We start from the raw sequence: 16,705 nt of genomic DNA on the forward strand, positions 1-16,705 counted from the left end.
TCTCCGCCGGCCCCTTCGCGCCCGCCGCCCCCATATCCCGCGCAACGGCGAGTACCCGCGACGACGCATCCCGGCGGTGCCGAACAACCCGCACCGGGCCGCCACCCCTTCACCCACGTGGCCCCCGCCAACAGGCCCCCGTCCCCGCCGCCCGCCAAGATGCCGCCATGGGTATACGCATGCTCCACCGCCGGACGGCTACCGCACGCGTTGACGCCACGGCGACCGCAGACACGCAGGTCCACCCCCACGCGGCCCTCTTCCGACCGCTCCGCGCGATCGCCCCCGGTGCCGCGACCCCCCGTCTCCCGGCGACCCCGGGCAGGGTCCTCCGCGACACCACCGCGCCCCTGCGCCGCGGGCTCAGCCGCCTTCAGGAGGCCACGGCCTGGCAGGTGGCCCGCGGCTACCTCGACCTGGCGCTCGGCGTCCTCAGCCGGCTTCCGAGGCCCCGCACACTCCGCCGCACCCGCCGCACCCTCACGGTCTTCACCGGGCCCGCGAACCGCTCCGCACCGCACTGATCCCGGCCCCCGAGTCCGGCCCCCCGACCCCGCGGGAACCCCGGGCGGCCGGACGCCACACCCGCACTCCCACGGCGTACGCGAACATCCCCACGACCAGCCCGGCGCCCGCGCCGAAGCACACCGTGGGGATCAGCTCCCACGGCTTGGCCCGCGACCCCCAGTAGTCCCACCAGACCACCGCCCGCCGCACCGCCGCGACCAGCGCACAGCCCCCGATGACCACCCCGGCCCACCACCGGTCCCGTACCGACAGCTCCGGCACACCGACCGGCGCGCCCGAGGGCGCCCGTCGTAGCGCGTGGGCGAGGAACGCGACGATCACCGCCGCGGCCACGGCCGAACCGCCGTACTGCAGGTACCAGTACAGCGGTGCCCCGGCCACCGTTTCGCCGAGCACCGGGAACAGCCGCATGCCCCACCGGTCGAGATGCGTGAACGCGTCCCAGACGACATGCGTCAGCGCGCCGAGCACGGCGGAGACGTACCACCACAGCAGCAGCGACGGCCGTACACGCGCGCGTGGCGCCCCGCAGCGCGTCAGGGCGGCCGTCCGCCCCTGACGCGCCCTCGGCAACAGCGCCACCAGCGGCTCCCGCACGAGCAGCCACAGCCCCACCAGCAGCCAGGCGAGGAGCACATCAAGGGTGAACACCCCCGGGAAGGAGTGAGTGACATCACCGAACTCCATCGCCCCGGACACGGCACTCGCCGCGTAGTAGGTCATGTCGGGAGCAAAGGACCCGGCGACGAGAACGGCGGGCACCAGCCGCCCCCGCCCGGTCCCGTCCGTGCGCACGGCCGGCAGCACCGCCGCCGCATGGCTCAGGGTGAACGGCAACAGTGCTCCCGAGGACCGAGGTTGACGGGCCGACCGGCCTGGTGATCGACACGTTCAGTATGCGGGACGCCGTCCACACGCCCGTGTCCTCGATCCCACCGGGAAAAGGCGAACGCGAACTGGGTCCCGGCGCAAAAGAAGTTGTCGTAGGGTCGCTGGAGCACAACACAAGAACAACAGCAGACGGAACAGGCAGAGACAGGCGCTCGCGCGTCCACGGGAGGGGTTCGGTTCATGGCGGCGCTCAACGGCAGGCGGCTGCGCAAGGGGGCGGTCACCACCGCCGTCGCGGCGGCGGCGGTCGCGGCACTCTCCGCGTCCCAGGCTCCCGGCGTCACCACGGACGGCCAGGCCAGACAGACCGCCGCCGACGCCCAGCCCACCCCCGACGAGGCCGCCGAGAACAGCGCCACCGGCAATTCGCCGTACTACACGGACCTGCCGCCGCTGAACAGCCCGGCCCCCGCGCCGAGCGCGAGCACCGCCCCGAGCACGGGCACCGTCGGCCCCTCCGAGGCCGGCATCCCCGCGACCGTCCTCGACGCCTACAAGAAGGCCGCGGACCGGCTCGCCACCTCGAAGCCCGGCTGCAACCTCCCCTGGCAACTCCTCGCCGCCATCGGCAAGGTCGAGTCGGGCCACGCCCGCGGCGGCCGCGTCGGCGCGGACGGCACCACGCACTCGCCGATCCTCGGCCCGGTCCTCAACGGCGTCGGCTTCGCCAACATCTCCGACACCGACAACGGCGCCTACGACGGCGACACCCGCTACGACCGCGCCGTCGGACCCATGCAGTTCATCCCGTCCACCTGGGAGTGGGCGGGCCGCGACGGCAACGGCGACGGCCGGGCCGACCCCAACAACATCTACGACGCCGCGCTCGCCGCCGGCCACTACCTGTGCCGCTTCGACTGGGACCTGTCCACCGACCGGGACCTGCACAAGGCGATCCTCAGCTACAACAACTCGCGGGAATACCTGAACCTGGTCCTCAGGTGGCTGGAGTTCTACCGCAAGGGCACCCACGAGATCCCGGACGGCACGGGCACAGTGCCCTCCAACCGCAGCGACGGCGGCACGCCCACGCCCGGCGTCACGCCCACCCAGCCGGTGACCCCCGCGCCGAGCACCACCCCGACGCCGACCCCGAGTCCGGGCACCGCGTCCCCCAGTCCCAGCCCCAACCCCACCGCGCCCGGCACCGGTTCCAGCACCCCGCCGCCGACGACGCAGCCGCCCACCATGAACCCGCTGCCGCCCACGCCCACCGAGTCGGTCCACCACCTTCAGGCCGTGGGCGCGACCGGCATCGACGCGATGGCCGGCGACACCTTCGCCGAGCGGATCGCCGCCCGTGCGGAGACCTCCGCGGGCCAGCCGGTCGGGAAGGTCCGGATCCGCTTCACCATCACCGGCGACACCGACGCCACCTTCGCCGGCGGCGAGACCGTCGCCACCATCATCACGGGCAGCACGGGCGTCGCCGTGGCGCCCGCGCTGCAGGCGGGCGAGAAGACCGGCACCTTCAAGGTCAGCGCCACCCTCGTCGGCCGCACGGTCACCCCCGTGACCTACACCGCCACCGTCACCCAGCGCGCGGCCGACACCCTCGCCCGCACCACCACGACCGAGCTGACCTGCGTCCCCGGCGGAGAGTTCGCCGAGCAGGTCGAGGTGAAGGCCACCTACCAGGGCGCCGTGGCCGACGGGGTCGCCGCCACCGCCACCCTCGTCAAGTCGGCGGACGACCCGACGGAGAACGACAAGGGCCCCCACTTCAGGGACGCCGACGACAACCCCGTTCGCACCCTCACCGGCCTGCGGACGGACGCGAACGGCCTGCTGACGCTGCCGAAGCTCTACGCGGACGACACCACCGGCACCTTCCTGCTGCGCATCACCACCGCGGGCGGGGCGACCCTGACGGTCGAACTGACCGTGGCGGCACCCGCGTCCCCGTCGCCGAGCCCGTCCCCGTCGGGGACCACCGGCGCCTAGGCCCGTCCCGTACGACGCTGACGGCGCCCCCTTCCGGCAAGGGGGCGCCGTCAGCGTGCGCGATGTGTTCTCTTCTCACCCGCCCGTTGCTACGGTGCCGCACCTGACGATGCATCAGTTGCCCTGGAGTCCGAGAGGGGACGGCATGCGCGCCCTGATCGCCGCCGCGACCGGTCTCGCCGTCGCGCTCGCCCTGGTCCTCACGCTCACCGCCCTGGGCACCCCCACGGGCAGCACCTCCCCGAAGCCCCTGCTGACGACGGTGCCCGCACACCCGTGACCACCCGGGAGGGAGGCCGAGATGAGCCGCAAGGCCAGCCTGATCCTGCTCGCCCTCGCCGTGTTCTTCGCGACGCTGTCCCCGCTGCTGCGCTGGTACGCCTTCCCACGCCTGGCGAAGATCCCGCCGAACACCTACCAGACCATGGTCCTGGAGGCGAAGAACGCCACCCTCCTCGACTACGGCACGATGACCGCCCGTACCGTCCCCAAGGTCACCATCGTCCAGACACTCAAGGGCAACGTGGAGGAATCCGAGCGGATCGAGAAGACAGCCGGCCGCGACGTCGTCGTCTGGGACGGACTGTCCTACATCCAGGGCCCCGACGGCACGATGGTCTCCAAGGTCCCCGAGCGCTACATCTTCGACGCGCACACCCAGGAACCCGTCCACGCCACCGGCGAGATGGTCGACGGCGACCCGGTCGAACGCACCGGCATCGAGTTCAAGTGGCCGTTCCTGACCGAGAAACGCGACTACGAGTACTTCGACGCCCAGACGCGCACCAGCGCCCCCATCCACTACAAGGGCACCCGCACCTTCCGCGGCGTGCACGTCTACTACTTCGAGCAGACCATCCCCTGGACGAAGGTCCGCATGCCGAAGACGATGCCCGTCGAGGGCATCACCCCCGAGACGGTCGCCAGCACCGGCACCACCCGCTGGTACACCACCGTCCGCAGGTTCTGGGTGGAACCGGTCACCGGGGCGCCCGTCTACGGCGAGGAGATCCACCGGGAGGAACTGCGCGGCGGCACCCTGCTCGGCGACCGGGACAAGGTCACCGCGTTCGCCGGGCACGTGAAGATGCGCGAGGACTACATCCAGCACACCGTCGACCTCGTCAAGTCCAACCGGACGGCGGTCCTTGTGCTGAGGTCCTACCTGCCCTGGACCTTCCTGACCCTGGGCGTGCTCCTGCTGGCCCTCTCCCTGTATCTGGAGGCCCGCGGCCGCCGTCCGCACGCGCCGTCCCCGGCCGAGCCCGCCGCGCCGGAGCCGGTCAGCGCCTGAGCCGCGCGTTGGTGTGCCGGGTCGGCTCGGCGGCGGCCGGGTCCTCCGGCCACGGGTGCTTGGGATACCGGCCACGCAGCTCCGCCCGTACGCCCTTGTAGCCGTCCTTCCAGAAGGACGCCAGGTCGGCGGTCACGGCGGCGGGCCGCCCCGCGGGCGACAGCAGATGCACCAGCAGCGGCACCCCGGCGACGCGCGGCGACTCCTGAAGCCCGAACATCTCCTGCAGCTTCACCGCCAATACGGGCCGTTCCGGGTCGGCGTAGTCGATCCGGATCCTGGACCCGCTCGGCACGGTGATCCGCTCCGGCGCCAGCTCGTCCAGCCGCCCCGCCTCCCCCGAGGCCCACGGCAGCAGCCGCGTGAGTGCCTCCCCGGCGTCGATCCGCCCGAGGTCGGCCCGCCGCCGGGCCCGGCTCAGCTCCGGCTCCAGCCACTCGTCCACGCGCGCGTGGAGCGCGTCGTCGGACACGTCGGGCCAGGGCTCACCCAGACGCGACCGCAGGAACGCCAGGCGCTGCCGCAGTACGACCGCCTCGGCCGACCAGCGCAACAGCCCCAGCCCCTCCTGCCGCAGCCCGTCCACCAGCGCCCGCCGTACGAGCCCGGGCTCGGCGTCCCGCAACGGCCGCACCGCCAACTCGATCGCCCCCAGCCGCTCCACCCGCCGAGCCACGACCTCACCGTCCGCCCAGCGCACCTCCTCCCGCTCCTCGAGCAGCGCCCCCGCGGCGAGCCGCGCGACCTCCTCGTCGATCACGGCCCCCAACTGCACACGCGCGTGCCCCCGCCCGAGCGGACGATCGGCAACCGCGACGGCGATCCACGGCGAGCCACGCAGAGGCGACCCTTCCCGGAGCTCGGCACGCGTACCGGACGCCATCAGATACGACACACCGTCAACCCTGGCCACCCGCTCGGGAAACGCAAGCGCGACGACGACCCCGGCGCCCGTCCCATGGACATCAGCGGGAACACCAGCGAAGCGAGCCACCAAACCCGCCGAGAGCGCATCGCCGCCGGGCACACCCGCTCCGGCTTCGGCGTTCGCCTCCGCGTCGTTGCCCGGGACACCTGATCCGGGTTCGGTGTTCGGTTCCGCCGTGGGGGAGTCGCCGTGGGCTGGCTGGTGCGAGGGCGCGTCGGCGCCGTCGGCGTTTGCCTCCGCAGGAGGAGCGTCGCCGTCGGCCCGCCCGGCCGAGGGTGCGTCGCTGTGCGGGGTGCGTGGTCCGGCCTGGGCGGTCACTTCCGTCGGAAGGGAGTCATGGGTGGGTGGGTGGGAAATCTCCCCCGCGACCGACCGCAGGCGCCGTACCTCGGCACGCCACCGCGCGGCGTAGGCGTCGCCGCCGCGCCGGGCACCCCGCAGAGCCGCGTCGAGATCGTCGACGTACTCCCGCGGCACCTCCTCGGACAGCAGCGCCACGACTTCCGCACCCCCGGCGGGGGTGTCCAGCAGCGCCCGCCCCAGCCGTGGGTGCAACCCCAGCCGAGCCATCCGCACCCCCCGCTCCGTCGCCCGCCCGGCGGAGTCCACCGCGCCCACTCCGGCGAGAACGTCCCGCGCCGCCGCCATCGCCCCACCCGGCGGCGGATCCAGCAGCGCCAGCCCGGACGCGTCAGGATCGCCCCAGCAGGCCGCCTGGAGGGCGAACGCGGTCAGGTCGGCCACCTTGATCTCGGGTGACGGAAAACGCGGCAGACGCGCGTCCTCGGCCTCCGCCCAGCACCGGTACACCGTCCCCGGCGCCTCACGCCCGGCCCGCCCCGCCCGCTGCCGCCCGGCCGCCTGCGAGGCCCGTACCGTCGTCAGCGCGCTCAACCCGCGCGCGTGGTCGACACGCGGCTCACGCGCCAGCCCCGAGTCCACGACGACCCGCACCCCCGGCACGGTCAGCGACGACTCGGCCACGGAGGTGGCCAGCACCACCCGCCGCCGCTCCCCGGGCGCCAGCACCGCGTCCTGCACCGCCGCCGGCGCCCGCCCGTGCACCTGGAGCACCTCGACCCCGCCCGGATCCCCGAGCTGCCCCGCCACCCGCGCGATCTCGCCCACGCCCGGCAGAAAACACAGCACGTCCCCGGACCGCTCGGCCAACGCCCGCCGCACCACCGACGCCACGTGCGCCAGCAGCGCCGGGTCGACGCGCGTGCCGTGCGGCGGCCGCACCGGACGTACGGGCGGGGCCCACACCACCTCCACCGGGTGCGACACACCGTCCGCCTCGACCACCGGCGCGCCGCCCAGCAGCCGCGCCCACCCCTGCGCGTCGGTCGTCGCGGACGCGGCCACCAGCCGCAGTTCCGGCCGCAGCGCCTCCCGTACGTCCCACAGGAAGGCCGCGGCCGTGTCGGCGTCCAGATGCCGCTCGTGGCACTCGTCGAGCACCACCACGTCGAGGCCGGTCAGCTCCTGGTCGCGCTGGAGCCGCTGCAGCAGCACACCGGTCGTGACGACCTCCACGCGCGCGTGGCGGCCGACGACGCGTTCCCCGCGCACGGTGTAGCCGACGCTCCCGCCGGCCTTCTCGCCCAGCAGCCACGCCATGCGCCGGGCCGCCGCCCGCGCCGCGATCCGCCGCGGCTCCGCCACGACCACCCGCCGGGCCGGCCCGTCACCCAGCAGCCCGGCCAGCGCGAGCGGCACCAGGGTCGTCTTGCCGGTGCCGGGCGGCGCGACCAGCACGGCGGTGCCGGGCCCGTCCAGGGCGTCGCGCAGAGCGGGCAGGGCACCGCGTACGGGAAGGGCGTCGAGGGCGTCGTAACGGATCACGGGCTCAGTCTCGTACGGGGCTCGTGCGGGCCTGCTCAGTCCCGCACGCACACGAAGATCGCCGTCCCCGGGATCAGGCCCCCGCGCAGCGGCGACCAGCCGCCCCACTCGGAGGTGTTCCAGGCGGGCCACTCCGGCTCGACCAGGTCCACCAGCCGGAAGCCGGACGCCACGATGTCGCGGACCCGGTCGCCGAGCGTGCGGTGGTGCTCGACGTACACCGCGACACCCCGCTCGTCCTGCTCGACGTACGGCGTGCGGTCGAAGTACGAGCCCGACACGCTCAGTCCCTCGGGGCCCGGCTCGTCCGGGAACGCCCAGCGGATCGGATGCGTCACCGAGAACACGAACCGCCCGCCCGGCCGCAGCACCCGGCGCACCTCGCCCAGCACCAGCCGCGGGTCGGCGACGAAGGGCAGCGCCCCGTACGCCGAGCAGGCCAGGTCGAAGGAGGCGTCCGCGAAGGGCAGCGCGCCCGCGTCCGCGCACACCAGCGGGAAGGAGCCGCCGATGCGCAGCGCGTGCTGGAGCTGGCGGTGGGAGAGGTCCAGGGCGACCGGGCGGGCGCCCTGCGCGGCCAGCCAGCGCGCGCACTGGGCGGCGCCGGCGCCGATCTCCAGGACGTCCTTGCCCTTCAGCTCCTCCGGCGGCCCGAGCAGCTCGGCCTCGACCTCGTCCAGGCCCTCCGGGCCCCACACGAAGCGGTCGTCCCCGAGGAACGTGCCGTGCTCGACCTGGTACTCGTCCGCGTTGCGGTCCCACCAGCCCCGGTTGGCCCGGGAACTCTCCGCGACACCGGCGTCGCGCCGGGTCGCCTCCGCCTCGGGCTCGCTGTCGTCGTCCCCGGGCCCGGGTGATACGCGCTCTTGGATGATCGGCTCCCTCGTCGTACTCTTCCGTCCAACCCGTCCCCGAGGGCGAGCCGAAGGGGTTTCGTGCGGCCTGCGCGGCCTCAGGGGACGGATTGTGTGCCGGGTATGCGGCGATCCGCCCCGGGTGTGCGCCTTCGCGCATTGACCCCGCCCGGCTGCCCCCGTATGCTACAAGTTGCGCTGCGGGCCTGCGCACCTCAGACGTAGCAGGCTGCGCTCGCATCTGTTGTATGTCCCCTCGGTTGTCGAGGCGCCGCCACCGTTTCGGTGGGGCGCTTCCTTGGCTGTCCGGCTTCTGCAGAGCGAAACGGGCTCCCGGCGCAAAGCAGTACCTACGACTTCAATGTCCGTACCGGAGCCCTTTCCCACATGACGAGCAGCACCGAGACCACCGCCACCACCCCGCAGGTTGCGGTCAACGACATCGGTAACGAGGAAGCCTTCCTCGCCGCGATCGACGAGACGATCAAGTACTTCAACGACGGCGACATCGTCGACGGCGTCATCGTGAAGGTCGACCGGGACGAGGTCCTGCTCGACATCGGTTACAAGACCGAAGGTGTCATCCCGAGCCGCGAGCTCTCGATCAAGCACGACGTCGACCCCAACGAGGTCGTCGCCGTGGGCGACGAGATCGAGGCCCTGGTCCTCCAGAAGGAGGACAAGGAAGGCCGCCTGATCCTCTCGAAGAAGCGCGCCCAGTACGAGCGGGCCTGGGGCACCATCGAGAAGATCAAGGAAGAGGACGGCATCGTCACCGGTACCGTCATCGAGGTCGTCAAGGGTGGTCTCATCCTCGACATCGGCCTCCGTGGCTTCCTGCCGGCCTCCCTCGTCGAGATGCGCCGTGTCCGCGACCTCCAGCCGTACGTCGGCAAGGAGCTCGAGGCCAAGATCATCGAGCTGGACAAGAACCGCAACAACGTGGTCCTGTCCCGCCGTGCCTGGCTGGAGCAGACCCAGTCCGAGGTCCGCCAGACGTTCCTCACCACCCTCCAGAAGGGTCAGGTCCGTTCCGGCGTCGTCTCCTCGATCGTCAACTTCGGTGCCTTCGTGGACCTGGGTGGCGTCGACGGTCTGGTCCACGTCTCCGAGCTGTCCTGGAAGCACATCGACCACCCGTCCGAGGTCGTCGAGGTCGGCCAGGAGGTCACCGTCGAGGTTCTCGACGTGGACATGGACCGCGAGCGCGTCTCCCTGTCGCTGAAGGCGACCCAGGAAGACCCGTGGCAGCAGTTCGCCCGGACCCACCAGATCGGTCAGGTCGTCCCGGGCAAGGTCACCAAGCTGGTTCCGTTCGGTGCGTTCGTCCGCGTGGACGAGGGCATCGAGGGTCTGGTCCACATCTCCGAGCTGGCCGAGCGCCACGTGGAGATCCCGGAGCAGGTCGTCCAGGTCAACGACGAGATCTTCGTCAAGGTCATCGACATCGACCTCGAGCGTCGTCGCATCAGCCTCTCGCTGAAGCAGGCCAACGAGGCATTCGGCGCCGACCCGGCGACGGTCGAGTTCGACCCGACCCTGTACGGCATGGCCGCGTCGTACGACGACCAGGGCAACTACATCTACCCCGAGGGCTTCGACCCCGAGACCAACGACTGGCTCGAGGGCTACGAGAAGCAGCGCGAGGAGTGGGAGCGCCAGTACGCCGAGGCGCAGACCCGCTTCGAGCAGCACCAGCAGCAGGTCATCAAGTCCCGCGAGGCGGACGCCGCCGCTGCCGCCGAGGGTGGCGAGGCCGCGGCTCCGGCCGCGACCGGTGGCTCGTACTCCTCCGAGGGCGCGGACACCTCCGGTGCCCTGGCCTCGGACGAGGCGCTGGCCGCTCTTCGCGAGAAGCTGGCGGGCGGCCAGAGCTGAGCTCTCACCGAGCAGCAGCTCTGAGCAGTAGCTCCTGACTGAGGGGCCGTACCTTTCGAGGTGCGGCCCCTCAGGCGTTCGCCGCGGGAGGCCGCCAACACCGGTGCCGGGGACGGGGAATGCCCACGTCCGCGCGGGCGTTGTGCAGTACGAACACGAGGAGGAGCGGTCCAAGTGCTTGATCCGCAGGGTTTGTACGCATGGGAGCCGAAGGGCCTGGCCGTCGTCGACATGGCGCTGGCTCAGGAGTCGGCCGGACTTGTCATGCTCTACCACTTCGACGGATACATCGACGCGGGCGAGACCGGCGACCAGATCGTCGACCGGCTGCTCGACGCGCTGCCCCACCAGGTCGTCGCCCGCTTCGACCACGACCGGCTGGTCGACTACCGCGCCCGCCGCCCGCTGCTCACCTTCCGGCGCGACCGCTGGACGGAGTACGAGGAGCCGGCGATCGAGGTGCGCATCGTCCAGGACACCACCGGCGCGCCGTTCCTGCTGCTGTCCGGCCCCGAGCCCGATGTGGAGTGGGAGCGCTTCGCCGCCGCCGTGAAGGAGATCGCGGAGCGGCTCGGCGTCCGCCTCTCGGTGAACTTCCACGGCATCCCCATGGGCGTCCCGCACACCCGCCCCGTGGGCCTGACCCCGCACGGCAACCGCACCGACCTGGTCCCCGGCCACCGCAGCCCCTTCGACGAGGCCCAGGTGCCCGGCAGCGCCGAGTCGCTCATCGAGTACCGCCTCATGGAGGCCGGCCATGACGTCCTGGGCGTCGCCGCGCACGTCCCGCACTACATCGCCCGCTCGCCGTACCCGGACGCGGCCCTGACCGTCCTGGAGGCCATCACGGCCGCCACCGGCCTGGTCCTGCCGGGCGTCGCCCACGCGCTGCGCACGGACGCGCACCGCACCCAGACCGAGATCGACCGGCAGATCCGTGAGGGCGACGAGGAGCTGACCTCCCTCGTCGAGGGCCTTGAGCACCAGTACGACGCCGTCGCGGGCGCCGAGACCCGCGGCAACATGCTCGCCGAGCCGGTGGACATCCCGTCGGCGGACGAGATCGGGCAGGAGTTCGAACGCTTCCTGGCGGAGCGGGAGGGCGAGGGCTGAGGCCGGGCCGGTCCACTGCCGGCGGCGGGGCCTTAAGCTACCGCTCATGCTGACAGTGGGCCTGACCGGCGGTATCGGTGCCGGCAAGAGCGAGGTCTCGCGACTGCTCGTCGCCTGCGGGGCCGTGCTGATCGACGCGGACCGCATCGCCCGTGAGGTCGTCGCGCCGGGCACCGACGGCCTCGCGGCCGTCGTCGAGGCGTTCGGCACCGACGTACTGGCCCCGGACGGCAGCCTGGACCGGCCCCGGCTGGGATCGATCGTCTTCGCCGACCCGGAGAAGCTGGCCCTCCTCAACTCGATCGTGCACCCCCTGGTCGGCGCCCGCTCCCGTGCCCTGGAGGAGGCCGCGCCCGAGGACGCCGTGGTCGTCCATGACGTGCCGCTCCTCACCGAGAACGGCCTCGCCCCGCTGTACGACGTCGTGGTGGTCGTCGACGCCGACCCCGCGACCCAGCTCGACCGGCTGGTCCGGCTGCGCGGCATGAGCGAGGAGGACGCACGCGCGCGTATGGCCGCGCAGGCGACGCGCGAGGAGCGGCGGAAGATCGCCGACATCCTGATCGACAACGACGTACCGCTGCCGGAACTGGAACAGCGCGTACGGGACGTGTGGGCCGATCTGCGGAACAGGGAGCGTACGGCGCACATCGGGCGGAAGCCGTCCGTGGACCGGGACAACCGCACGGAATAGGGGCACCCGGCCAGGGCGTTGAACCGTCGTAGCCAGGGAAGGAATTTTCCGTGCCCGAAACCACCGGTTCGACCGGACGTACTCCGGAGACGCACGTCATCGACTTCCGTGCCGCCGAGCAGTTGCTCGCCGCACGGGACCCGCGGGGTGCGGTGAAACTGCTCGACGGCGTCATAGCCGCGCACCCCGAGAACACCGCCGCCCGGCTGCTGCGCGCCCGTGCCTTCTTCGCCGCCGCCCAACTGAGGCCGGCCGAGCTGGAGTTCACCATCGTCCTGGAGCGAGAGCCGGACAACGCCTTCGCGCACTTCGCACTCGCCCGCACCTACGAGCGGCAGGGCCGCGACGACCAGGCCAAACGCCACTTCCGGCTGGCCGCGGCCCTGGACCCGAACCCGCAGTACCTCAAGGCGGCCCGCTTCGACACATGACCGGATGCCGCGGGAACGGCCTTGTGGGGGGCGGTCGTTGGACGGGCATGAGGCAGAGAATGCGAGAGGGATACGAGGGCACGGGGCCCGGCGTCATCACCCCCGACGGCTGCGCGGTCGAGTTCTACTCGCGGATCTCCGTGCGGGACGAGCCGGACATCATCGCCGCGGCGGTGCCCGCGGGGGCGCACATCCTGGAGCTGGGCAGCGGTGTGGGCCGGGTGACACACGCCCTGCTGGAGCGGGGGTTCACGGTCACGGCGGTGGACGAGTCCCCGCAGATGCTGGAGCGCGTCCGCGGGGCGCGCACCATCGTGAGCCCCATCGAGGAACTCGACCTGGGCGGCGAGACCTTCGACGTGGTGATGCTCGCGTCGTTCCTCGTGCACAACGGGGACCCGGAGGTGAGCCGGGGCATGCTGCGCACCTGCGCGCGGCATGTCGCGGACGGCGGCTGTGTGCTGATCCAGCGGGAGGGCGAGCACTTCCACACCGATCTGCCGACGGAGCGGGTCGATCCGAGCGGCTACACCGTGCGGATCCGGTCGGAGGGGCTGGGCGAGGACGGGGTGGACGCGCTGCATGTGGAGTATGTGTTCCCGGACGTCGTATGGACGCAGACCTTCCGGTCCCGGCCGCTGACCCAGGAGCAGTTCGAGGAGGCGCTGGCGGAGGCGGGGCTGCGGGTGGACCGGTATCTCACGGAGGACGGGATGTGGGTGAGGGCGGTGCCGATGGGCTGAGGAAAACCGGGAAACTCGGGCGGACAGCGATGAGTTCGGCGGCGCGGGCCGGTCTTTCTCTGTGACAGCAACACGGAGCGCCATCCACCCTCCCCGGGAGAACCTCATGTCCGAGACCACCGCCCCCGCCACTGCCGTCGCCGGTGGCCGCCGCGCCCGGATCGCCCTGCGTGGGCTTCAGGTGCTGCTCGCTCTCTTCTTCGGCATCGCCAGTGCCCTGCCGAAGCTGATCGCTCACCCGTCGGCGGCCGAGGCGTTCGACGACATGGGCTGGGGCAGCGCCGGCATGTACACCATCGGCCTGCTCGAACTCGTCGGCGCGGCGGCCCTGTTGGTCCCGCTCCTGCAGTCGGTGGCGGGGGTGGCGCTGAGCGGGCTGATGGTGGGCGCGTTCGTCGTCCAGATCACCACCTTCGACGGCCAGAACGCGGCGACCCCGCTGATCCTGATCGTCCCGCTGCTGCTCATCGCCTGGCTCCGGCGGGGGCAGAACGCGGAGCTGGTGCGCCGGGTGCGGCGAGTCCGAGGGACGGCGTGAGCCGCCGCCCGGCACCCCGGTCCGCACCATTCCGGTCGCCGACACCTCGGTCACCATCGGCCAGGCCGTCCCAGGCCGCTGCTTCACCGGTCGGCTGAGCCGCCTCGGCGGTCTGAGCCTCGTCGGCCACCGGTGGAACCGGGGCGCCCGGTGCCGCCGCGGCGATCGGCACCGCCTTGCCCACCGGCAGTTCCCCGGCGTCCGGCGCCGCCCCGGGCAGCCGCGCCGGCAGGGCCGCCCGTACCGCTTGGCGCGCCGGAGGCGGTCGTGTCGTCGAAGTCGGGGGGAGGGTTCAGGGGGTCGAAGCTGTGCAGGGCGCGGAGGCGTTCCAGTTCGCGGCGGTCTCGCTTGGTGGGGCGGCCGGTGCCGCGGTCGCGGACGCCGGCGGGGGCGACGGCCTCCCGGGGCGGCGGCGGTGGGCTGTTGTCGAGGTAGCACTGGACGGCCACGGGTGCGCCCACCCGCTTGCGGATCAGGCGGGTGACGACGACGATCCGCTCCCGGCCCTCCTGCCGGACGCGCACCTCGTCACCGACGCGCAGGGAGTGGGCGGGCTTCACCCGCTCGCCGTTCACCCGCACATGCCCGCCGCGGCAGGCGGTGGCGCCCTGGGAGCGGGTCTTGACCAGCCGTACGGACCAGATCCAGCTGTCGACGCGCACGGAGGCGCCGGGCGCGGCACCGGCGGCCTCGGCGGCGGCCACCGCGGCGGCGATCTTCGGATCGGTGGTCCCGCCCGTGGTGCCCGTCGTCTCGTGGTCCGCGTCTTCAGAGGCCATGTACCGACCTTAGCCGCCAGGGCGTGGCGTACCCGAACGGTTTCCGCGCGGCCCGGCCTACCGTGGGGGCATGGACAGCAGCGGGCCCGCCGGTCTGCCCGGCCTGGACGAGCGGCTCGCCGGGTGCCGGGCGTGCCCCCGGCTGGTCGCCTGGCGGGAGGAGGTGGCCCGGACCAAGCGGGCCGCCTTCGCGGAGTGGACGTACTGGGGGCGCCCGGTCCCCGGCTTCGGACCGCAGGACGCCCGGCTGCTGATCGTCGGGCTGGCGCCGGCCGCGCACGGGGGCAACCGCACGGGGCGGATGTTCACCGGGGACCGCTCCGGGGACGTGCTGTACCGGGCGCTGTACGAGGTGGGGCTGGCCTCGCAGCCGGAGTCCGTGTCGAGGGACGACGGGCTGCGGCTGCACGGTGTCCGGGTCACCTCACCGGTGCACTGCGCGCCGCCCGCCAACCGGCCGACGCCCGGGGAGCGGGACACCTGCCGGCCGTGGCTGGTGCAGGAGCTGCGGCTGCTGCGGCCGACGCTGCGGGCGGCGGTCGTCCTCGGGGCGTTCGGCTGGCAGGCGGCGCTGCCGGCGTTCGCGGCGGCGGGCTGGCGGGTGCCGAGGCCGCGGCCCGTCTTCGCGCACGGAGCGCGGGTGACGCTCGACCCGTCGGAGGGCCAGGGGGCCCTCGACCTCTTCGGGTGTTTCCATGTCAGCCAGCGCAACACCTTCACCGGCCGGCTGACGCCCGAGATGCTGCGTGAGGTGCTGCGCACGGCGGCGACGGCGGCTGGGCTGCCGTGAGCGGGTGGATCAGACGATCCGGGCCGCGGCGATGGGCCGCTGGGTGACGGTGTGGCTCGTCGAGGCGCTGGCGCTCCACCGGTAGCGGGAGAACTCGCCGCTGGTGTTGGAGGCGTAGAACATCATGTGGCCGATGCCCACGCCCTCGAAGCGGTCGGCGGCGGCGCTGCCTCCCATCCGGGTGTCGGGGAAGGGGGTGTAGGCGGCGTTCCCGTACGCGCCGTGCGGGGAGGAGGTGCAGTCGACGATCTCGACGGCGTACTGCGTCTCGCCGGTGACGGCGCCCGAGCCGGTGTGGACGCCCTTGACCTGGCGGACCATCACGATGTGGCCGGTGGCGTCCGGGTCGGAGCCGTTGTAGTCGATCGAGATCAGGTCGCCGGGCCGCAGGTCGGCGACCTTGCGGATGAGCCGGAAGCGCGGACCGCCGGTGCCGTCCGTGAACGCCTTGCGGTAGTCGGCGGCCTCGGGGATGCGGTCCTGGAAGTACTGGCGGAAGTAGTCGTCCGTGGCCCAGCCGTAGGTGTGCCGCAGCACCCAGGTGATGAAGGACGAGCAGCGGGCGTGGGCGATCCAGGTCGTGAGGTCGTCCGGGCGGCCCCAGGTCACGGTGGACGGGGAGCCGATGAGGTAGACGTTGTTGGCGCGGGCGGTCAGGCCGCTGACCAGCGCGATCTCATCGGCGTTCAGGGCGCGGTCGTAGGCGCGGACGTCGTCGATCGAGCCCTTGAACCGGTTGACGTACGCGCCGTCCCAGCGCGCCCGGCCGATGTTGAAGCCCTGGGTCGCGGCCCAGGACAGAGTGGCGTCGGCGCTGCCTTCGAGGGCACCGTCGACGTAGAGGTGGACGCGGCTGCCGTCCCACACTCCGGCGAGGTGGGTCCAGCGGCCCATCGTGACCGCGCTGGTGGACAGCGCCGAGATCTTGACGCTCTGGTCGGCGCTGCGCACCTTGAACGCCCACCTGCCGACGGTGTCGTCGTACTGGAGCAGGAAGCGGCTGGCCGTGGCGCCGTCCTGGCTCACGGCGGTGTACATGTTCGCCGGGTTGGCGTCGGCCGCGAGCCGGACCCACGCCGAGACGGTGAACGGGGCCGTCGTGTCCAGCGCGGAGGCCGTGGCGGCGTACGCCCCGGAGGTGCCGTCGAGGCTCAGTTCGCCACCGGCCCGCAGGGTGGTCCAGGACGCGCCCGAGCCGAGGGTGACGGGGCGGCCGAGGCCCGAACCGTCGGCGCCTGAGCCGTCCAGCGGCCAGTGCCCGGCCAGGCCGGTGGTCAGCTGACCGGCGGCCAGCAGCCGCTGGTAGTGCACCATCCGCTCGGCCTCCAGCAGATGCGGTGCGGCGACCGGGGTGAAGGGGGTGTCCAGCGGGGCGTCGGCCGCGGCCGGGCCCGCGCCTGCCATCACACCGCTCATGGCTCCCACCCCCACGAGTGCGGCTCCGCTCAACAGTCC

Annotated in this window: 16 protein-coding genes; 11 read left to right on the top strand and 5 right to left on the bottom strand. The window is 72.8% G+C overall.

Annotated features, from left to right (window positions below; translation table 11 throughout):
• Nucleotides 1-167: 167 nt before the first annotated feature.
• The gene (locus tag ACH5AC_RS20200; protein WP_398863299.1) at nt 168-524 is read left to right on the top strand and encodes a hypothetical protein; all 357 of its coding nucleotides are present in this window, start codon (nt 168-170) and stop codon (nt 522-524) included.
• Here the strand turns inward: ACH5AC_RS20200 and ACH5AC_RS20205 are convergent.
• Nucleotides 490-1,365, bottom strand: a complete 876-nt coding sequence (locus tag ACH5AC_RS20205; RefSeq protein WP_398863300.1) for a DUF4184 family protein — start codon at nt 1,363-1,365, stop codon at nt 490-492. The two genes, ACH5AC_RS20200 and ACH5AC_RS20205, sit on opposite strands and share 35 nt — an antisense overlap.
• A 234-nt stretch (nt 1,366-1,599) precedes the next feature.
• Between ACH5AC_RS20205 and ACH5AC_RS20210 the strand changes: the two genes are divergently transcribed.
• The 3 genes from ACH5AC_RS20210 to ACH5AC_RS20220 all read left to right on the top strand — a co-directional run bounded on the left by ACH5AC_RS20210 (nt 1,600) and on the right by ACH5AC_RS20220 (nt 4,657).
• Nucleotides 1,600-3,363 (top strand): lytic transglycosylase domain-containing protein, encoded by a 1,764-nt coding sequence (locus ACH5AC_RS20210; RefSeq protein WP_398863301.1) that lies wholly within the window; start codon nt 1,600-1,602, stop codon nt 3,361-3,363.
• Between the two features lie 145 nt (nt 3,364-3,508).
• Nucleotides 3,509-3,643, top strand: coding sequence for an SPW_0924 family protein (locus ACH5AC_RS20215; protein ID WP_398863302.1), 135 nt, complete (start codon nt 3,509-3,511; stop codon nt 3,641-3,643).
• A 21-nt stretch (nt 3,644-3,664) separates the two neighbouring features.
• Complete coding sequence (locus ACH5AC_RS20220; RefSeq protein WP_398863303.1) at nt 3,665-4,657, top strand: DUF3068 domain-containing protein; 993 nt, start codon at nt 3,665-3,667, stop codon at nt 4,655-4,657.
• On the opposite strand, the gene ACH5AC_RS20225 is transcribed toward ACH5AC_RS20220, so the two are convergent.
• Entirely contained in the window at nt 4,647-7,430 is a 2,784-nt protein-coding gene (locus tag ACH5AC_RS20225; protein WP_398863304.1) for an ATP-dependent RNA helicase, read from the bottom strand. The genes ACH5AC_RS20220 and ACH5AC_RS20225 overlap by 11 nt on opposite strands.
• A 35-nt stretch (nt 7,431-7,465) precedes the next feature.
• Complete coding sequence (locus ACH5AC_RS20230; protein WP_398863562.1) at nt 7,466-8,305, bottom strand: class I SAM-dependent methyltransferase; 840 nt, start codon at nt 8,303-8,305, stop codon at nt 7,466-7,468.
• Between the two features lie 366 nt (nt 8,306-8,671).
• Here ACH5AC_RS20230 and rpsA point away from each other — a divergent pair, with 366 nt between their 5' ends.
• From rpsA to ACH5AC_RS20260, 6 genes are all read left to right on the top strand, one after another.
• Complete coding sequence (rpsA, locus tag ACH5AC_RS20235; RefSeq protein WP_398863305.1) at nt 8,672-10,162, top strand: 30S ribosomal protein S1; 1,491 nt, start codon at nt 8,672-8,674, stop codon at nt 10,160-10,162.
• A gap of 174 nt (nt 10,163-10,336) precedes the next feature.
• Nucleotides 10,337-11,275: a PAC2 family protein gene (locus ACH5AC_RS20240; protein ID WP_398863306.1), complete on the top strand. Its 939-nt coding sequence runs from the start codon at nt 10,337-10,339 to the stop codon at nt 11,273-11,275.
• Between the two features lie 46 nt (nt 11,276-11,321).
• Nucleotides 11,322-11,969 carry a dephospho-CoA kinase gene (gene coaE, locus ACH5AC_RS20245; protein WP_398863307.1) on the top strand — a complete coding sequence of 216 codons (648 nt, stop codon included), beginning with the start codon at nt 11,322-11,324 and terminating at the stop codon, nt 11,967-11,969.
• A 50-nt stretch (nt 11,970-12,019) separates the two neighbouring features.
• Entirely contained in the window at nt 12,020-12,400 is a 381-nt protein-coding gene (locus ACH5AC_RS20250; RefSeq protein WP_398863308.1) for a tetratricopeptide repeat protein, read from the top strand.
• Nucleotides 12,401-12,459: 59 nt separating this feature from the next.
• Nucleotides 12,460-13,143, top strand: a complete 684-nt coding sequence (locus ACH5AC_RS20255) for a class I SAM-dependent methyltransferase (protein ID WP_398863309.1) — start codon at nt 12,460-12,462, stop codon at nt 13,141-13,143.
• 106 nt (nt 13,144-13,249) lie between these two features.
• Nucleotides 13,250-13,681: a DoxX family protein gene (locus ACH5AC_RS20260; protein WP_398863310.1), complete on the top strand. Its 432-nt coding sequence runs from the start codon at nt 13,250-13,252 to the stop codon at nt 13,679-13,681.
• Between the two features lie 83 nt (nt 13,682-13,764).
• Here the strand turns inward: ACH5AC_RS20260 and ACH5AC_RS20265 are convergent, their stop codons facing one another.
• Nucleotides 13,765-14,460 carry an RNA-binding S4 domain-containing protein gene (locus tag ACH5AC_RS20265; RefSeq protein WP_398863311.1) on the bottom strand — a complete coding sequence of 232 codons (696 nt, stop codon included), beginning with the start codon at nt 14,458-14,460 and terminating at the stop codon, nt 13,765-13,767.
• A gap of 70 nt (nt 14,461-14,530) precedes the next feature.
• On the opposite strand from ACH5AC_RS20265, the gene ACH5AC_RS20270 reads away from it, so the two are divergent.
• Nucleotides 14,531-15,250: a uracil-DNA glycosylase gene (locus ACH5AC_RS20270; RefSeq protein WP_398863312.1), complete on the top strand. Its 720-nt coding sequence runs from the start codon at nt 14,531-14,533 to the stop codon at nt 15,248-15,250.
• 9 nt (nt 15,251-15,259) lie between these two features.
• Here ACH5AC_RS20270 and ACH5AC_RS20275 read toward each other — a convergent pair whose 3' ends face one another.
• On the bottom strand, nt 15,260-16,666 hold the full coding sequence (locus ACH5AC_RS20275) for a LamG domain-containing protein (RefSeq protein WP_398863313.1): 1,407 nt from the start codon (nt 16,664-16,666) through the stop codon (nt 15,260-15,262).
• Between the last annotated feature and the right edge of the window lie 39 nt (nt 16,667-16,705).

This window comes from Streptomyces sp. NPDC018693, from assembly GCF_044391385.1.
Taxonomy (GTDB): Bacteria; Actinomycetota; Actinomycetes; order Streptomycetales; family Streptomycetaceae; genus Streptomyces.

Bases quoted from the DNA above. Each gene is read 5' to 3' on its own strand.
- ACH5AC_RS20220 (WP_398863303.1), top strand. From the start codon at position 3,665: ATGAGCCGCAAGGCCAGCCTGATCCTGCTCGCCCTCGCCGTGTTCTTC.
- ACH5AC_RS20265 (WP_398863311.1), bottom strand. From the start codon at position 14,460: ATGGCCTCTGAAGACGCGGACCACGAGACGACGGGCACCACGGGCGGG.
- ACH5AC_RS20275 (WP_398863313.1), bottom strand. From the start codon at position 16,666: ATGAGCGGTGTGATGGCAGGCGCGGGCCCGGCCGCGGCCGACGCCCCG.
- ACH5AC_RS20260 (WP_398863310.1), top strand. From the start codon at position 13,250: ATGTCCGAGACCACCGCCCCCGCCACTGCCGTCGCCGGTGGCCGCCGC.
- rpsA (WP_398863305.1), top strand. From the start codon at position 8,672: ATGACGAGCAGCACCGAGACCACCGCCACCACCCCGCAGGTTGCGGTC.
- ACH5AC_RS20200 (WP_398863299.1), top strand. From the start codon at position 168: ATGGGTATACGCATGCTCCACCGCCGGACGGCTACCGCACGCGTTGAC.
- ACH5AC_RS20255 (WP_398863309.1), top strand. From the start codon at position 12,460: ATGCGAGAGGGATACGAGGGCACGGGGCCCGGCGTCATCACCCCCGAC.
- ACH5AC_RS20210 (WP_398863301.1), top strand. From the start codon at position 1,600: ATGGCGGCGCTCAACGGCAGGCGGCTGCGCAAGGGGGCGGTCACCACC.
- ACH5AC_RS20215 (WP_398863302.1), top strand. From the start codon at position 3,509: ATGCGCGCCCTGATCGCCGCCGCGACCGGTCTCGCCGTCGCGCTCGCC.
- coaE (WP_398863307.1), top strand. From the start codon at position 11,322: ATGCTGACAGTGGGCCTGACCGGCGGTATCGGTGCCGGCAAGAGCGAG.
- ACH5AC_RS20270 (WP_398863312.1), top strand. From the start codon at position 14,531: ATGGACAGCAGCGGGCCCGCCGGTCTGCCCGGCCTGGACGAGCGGCTC.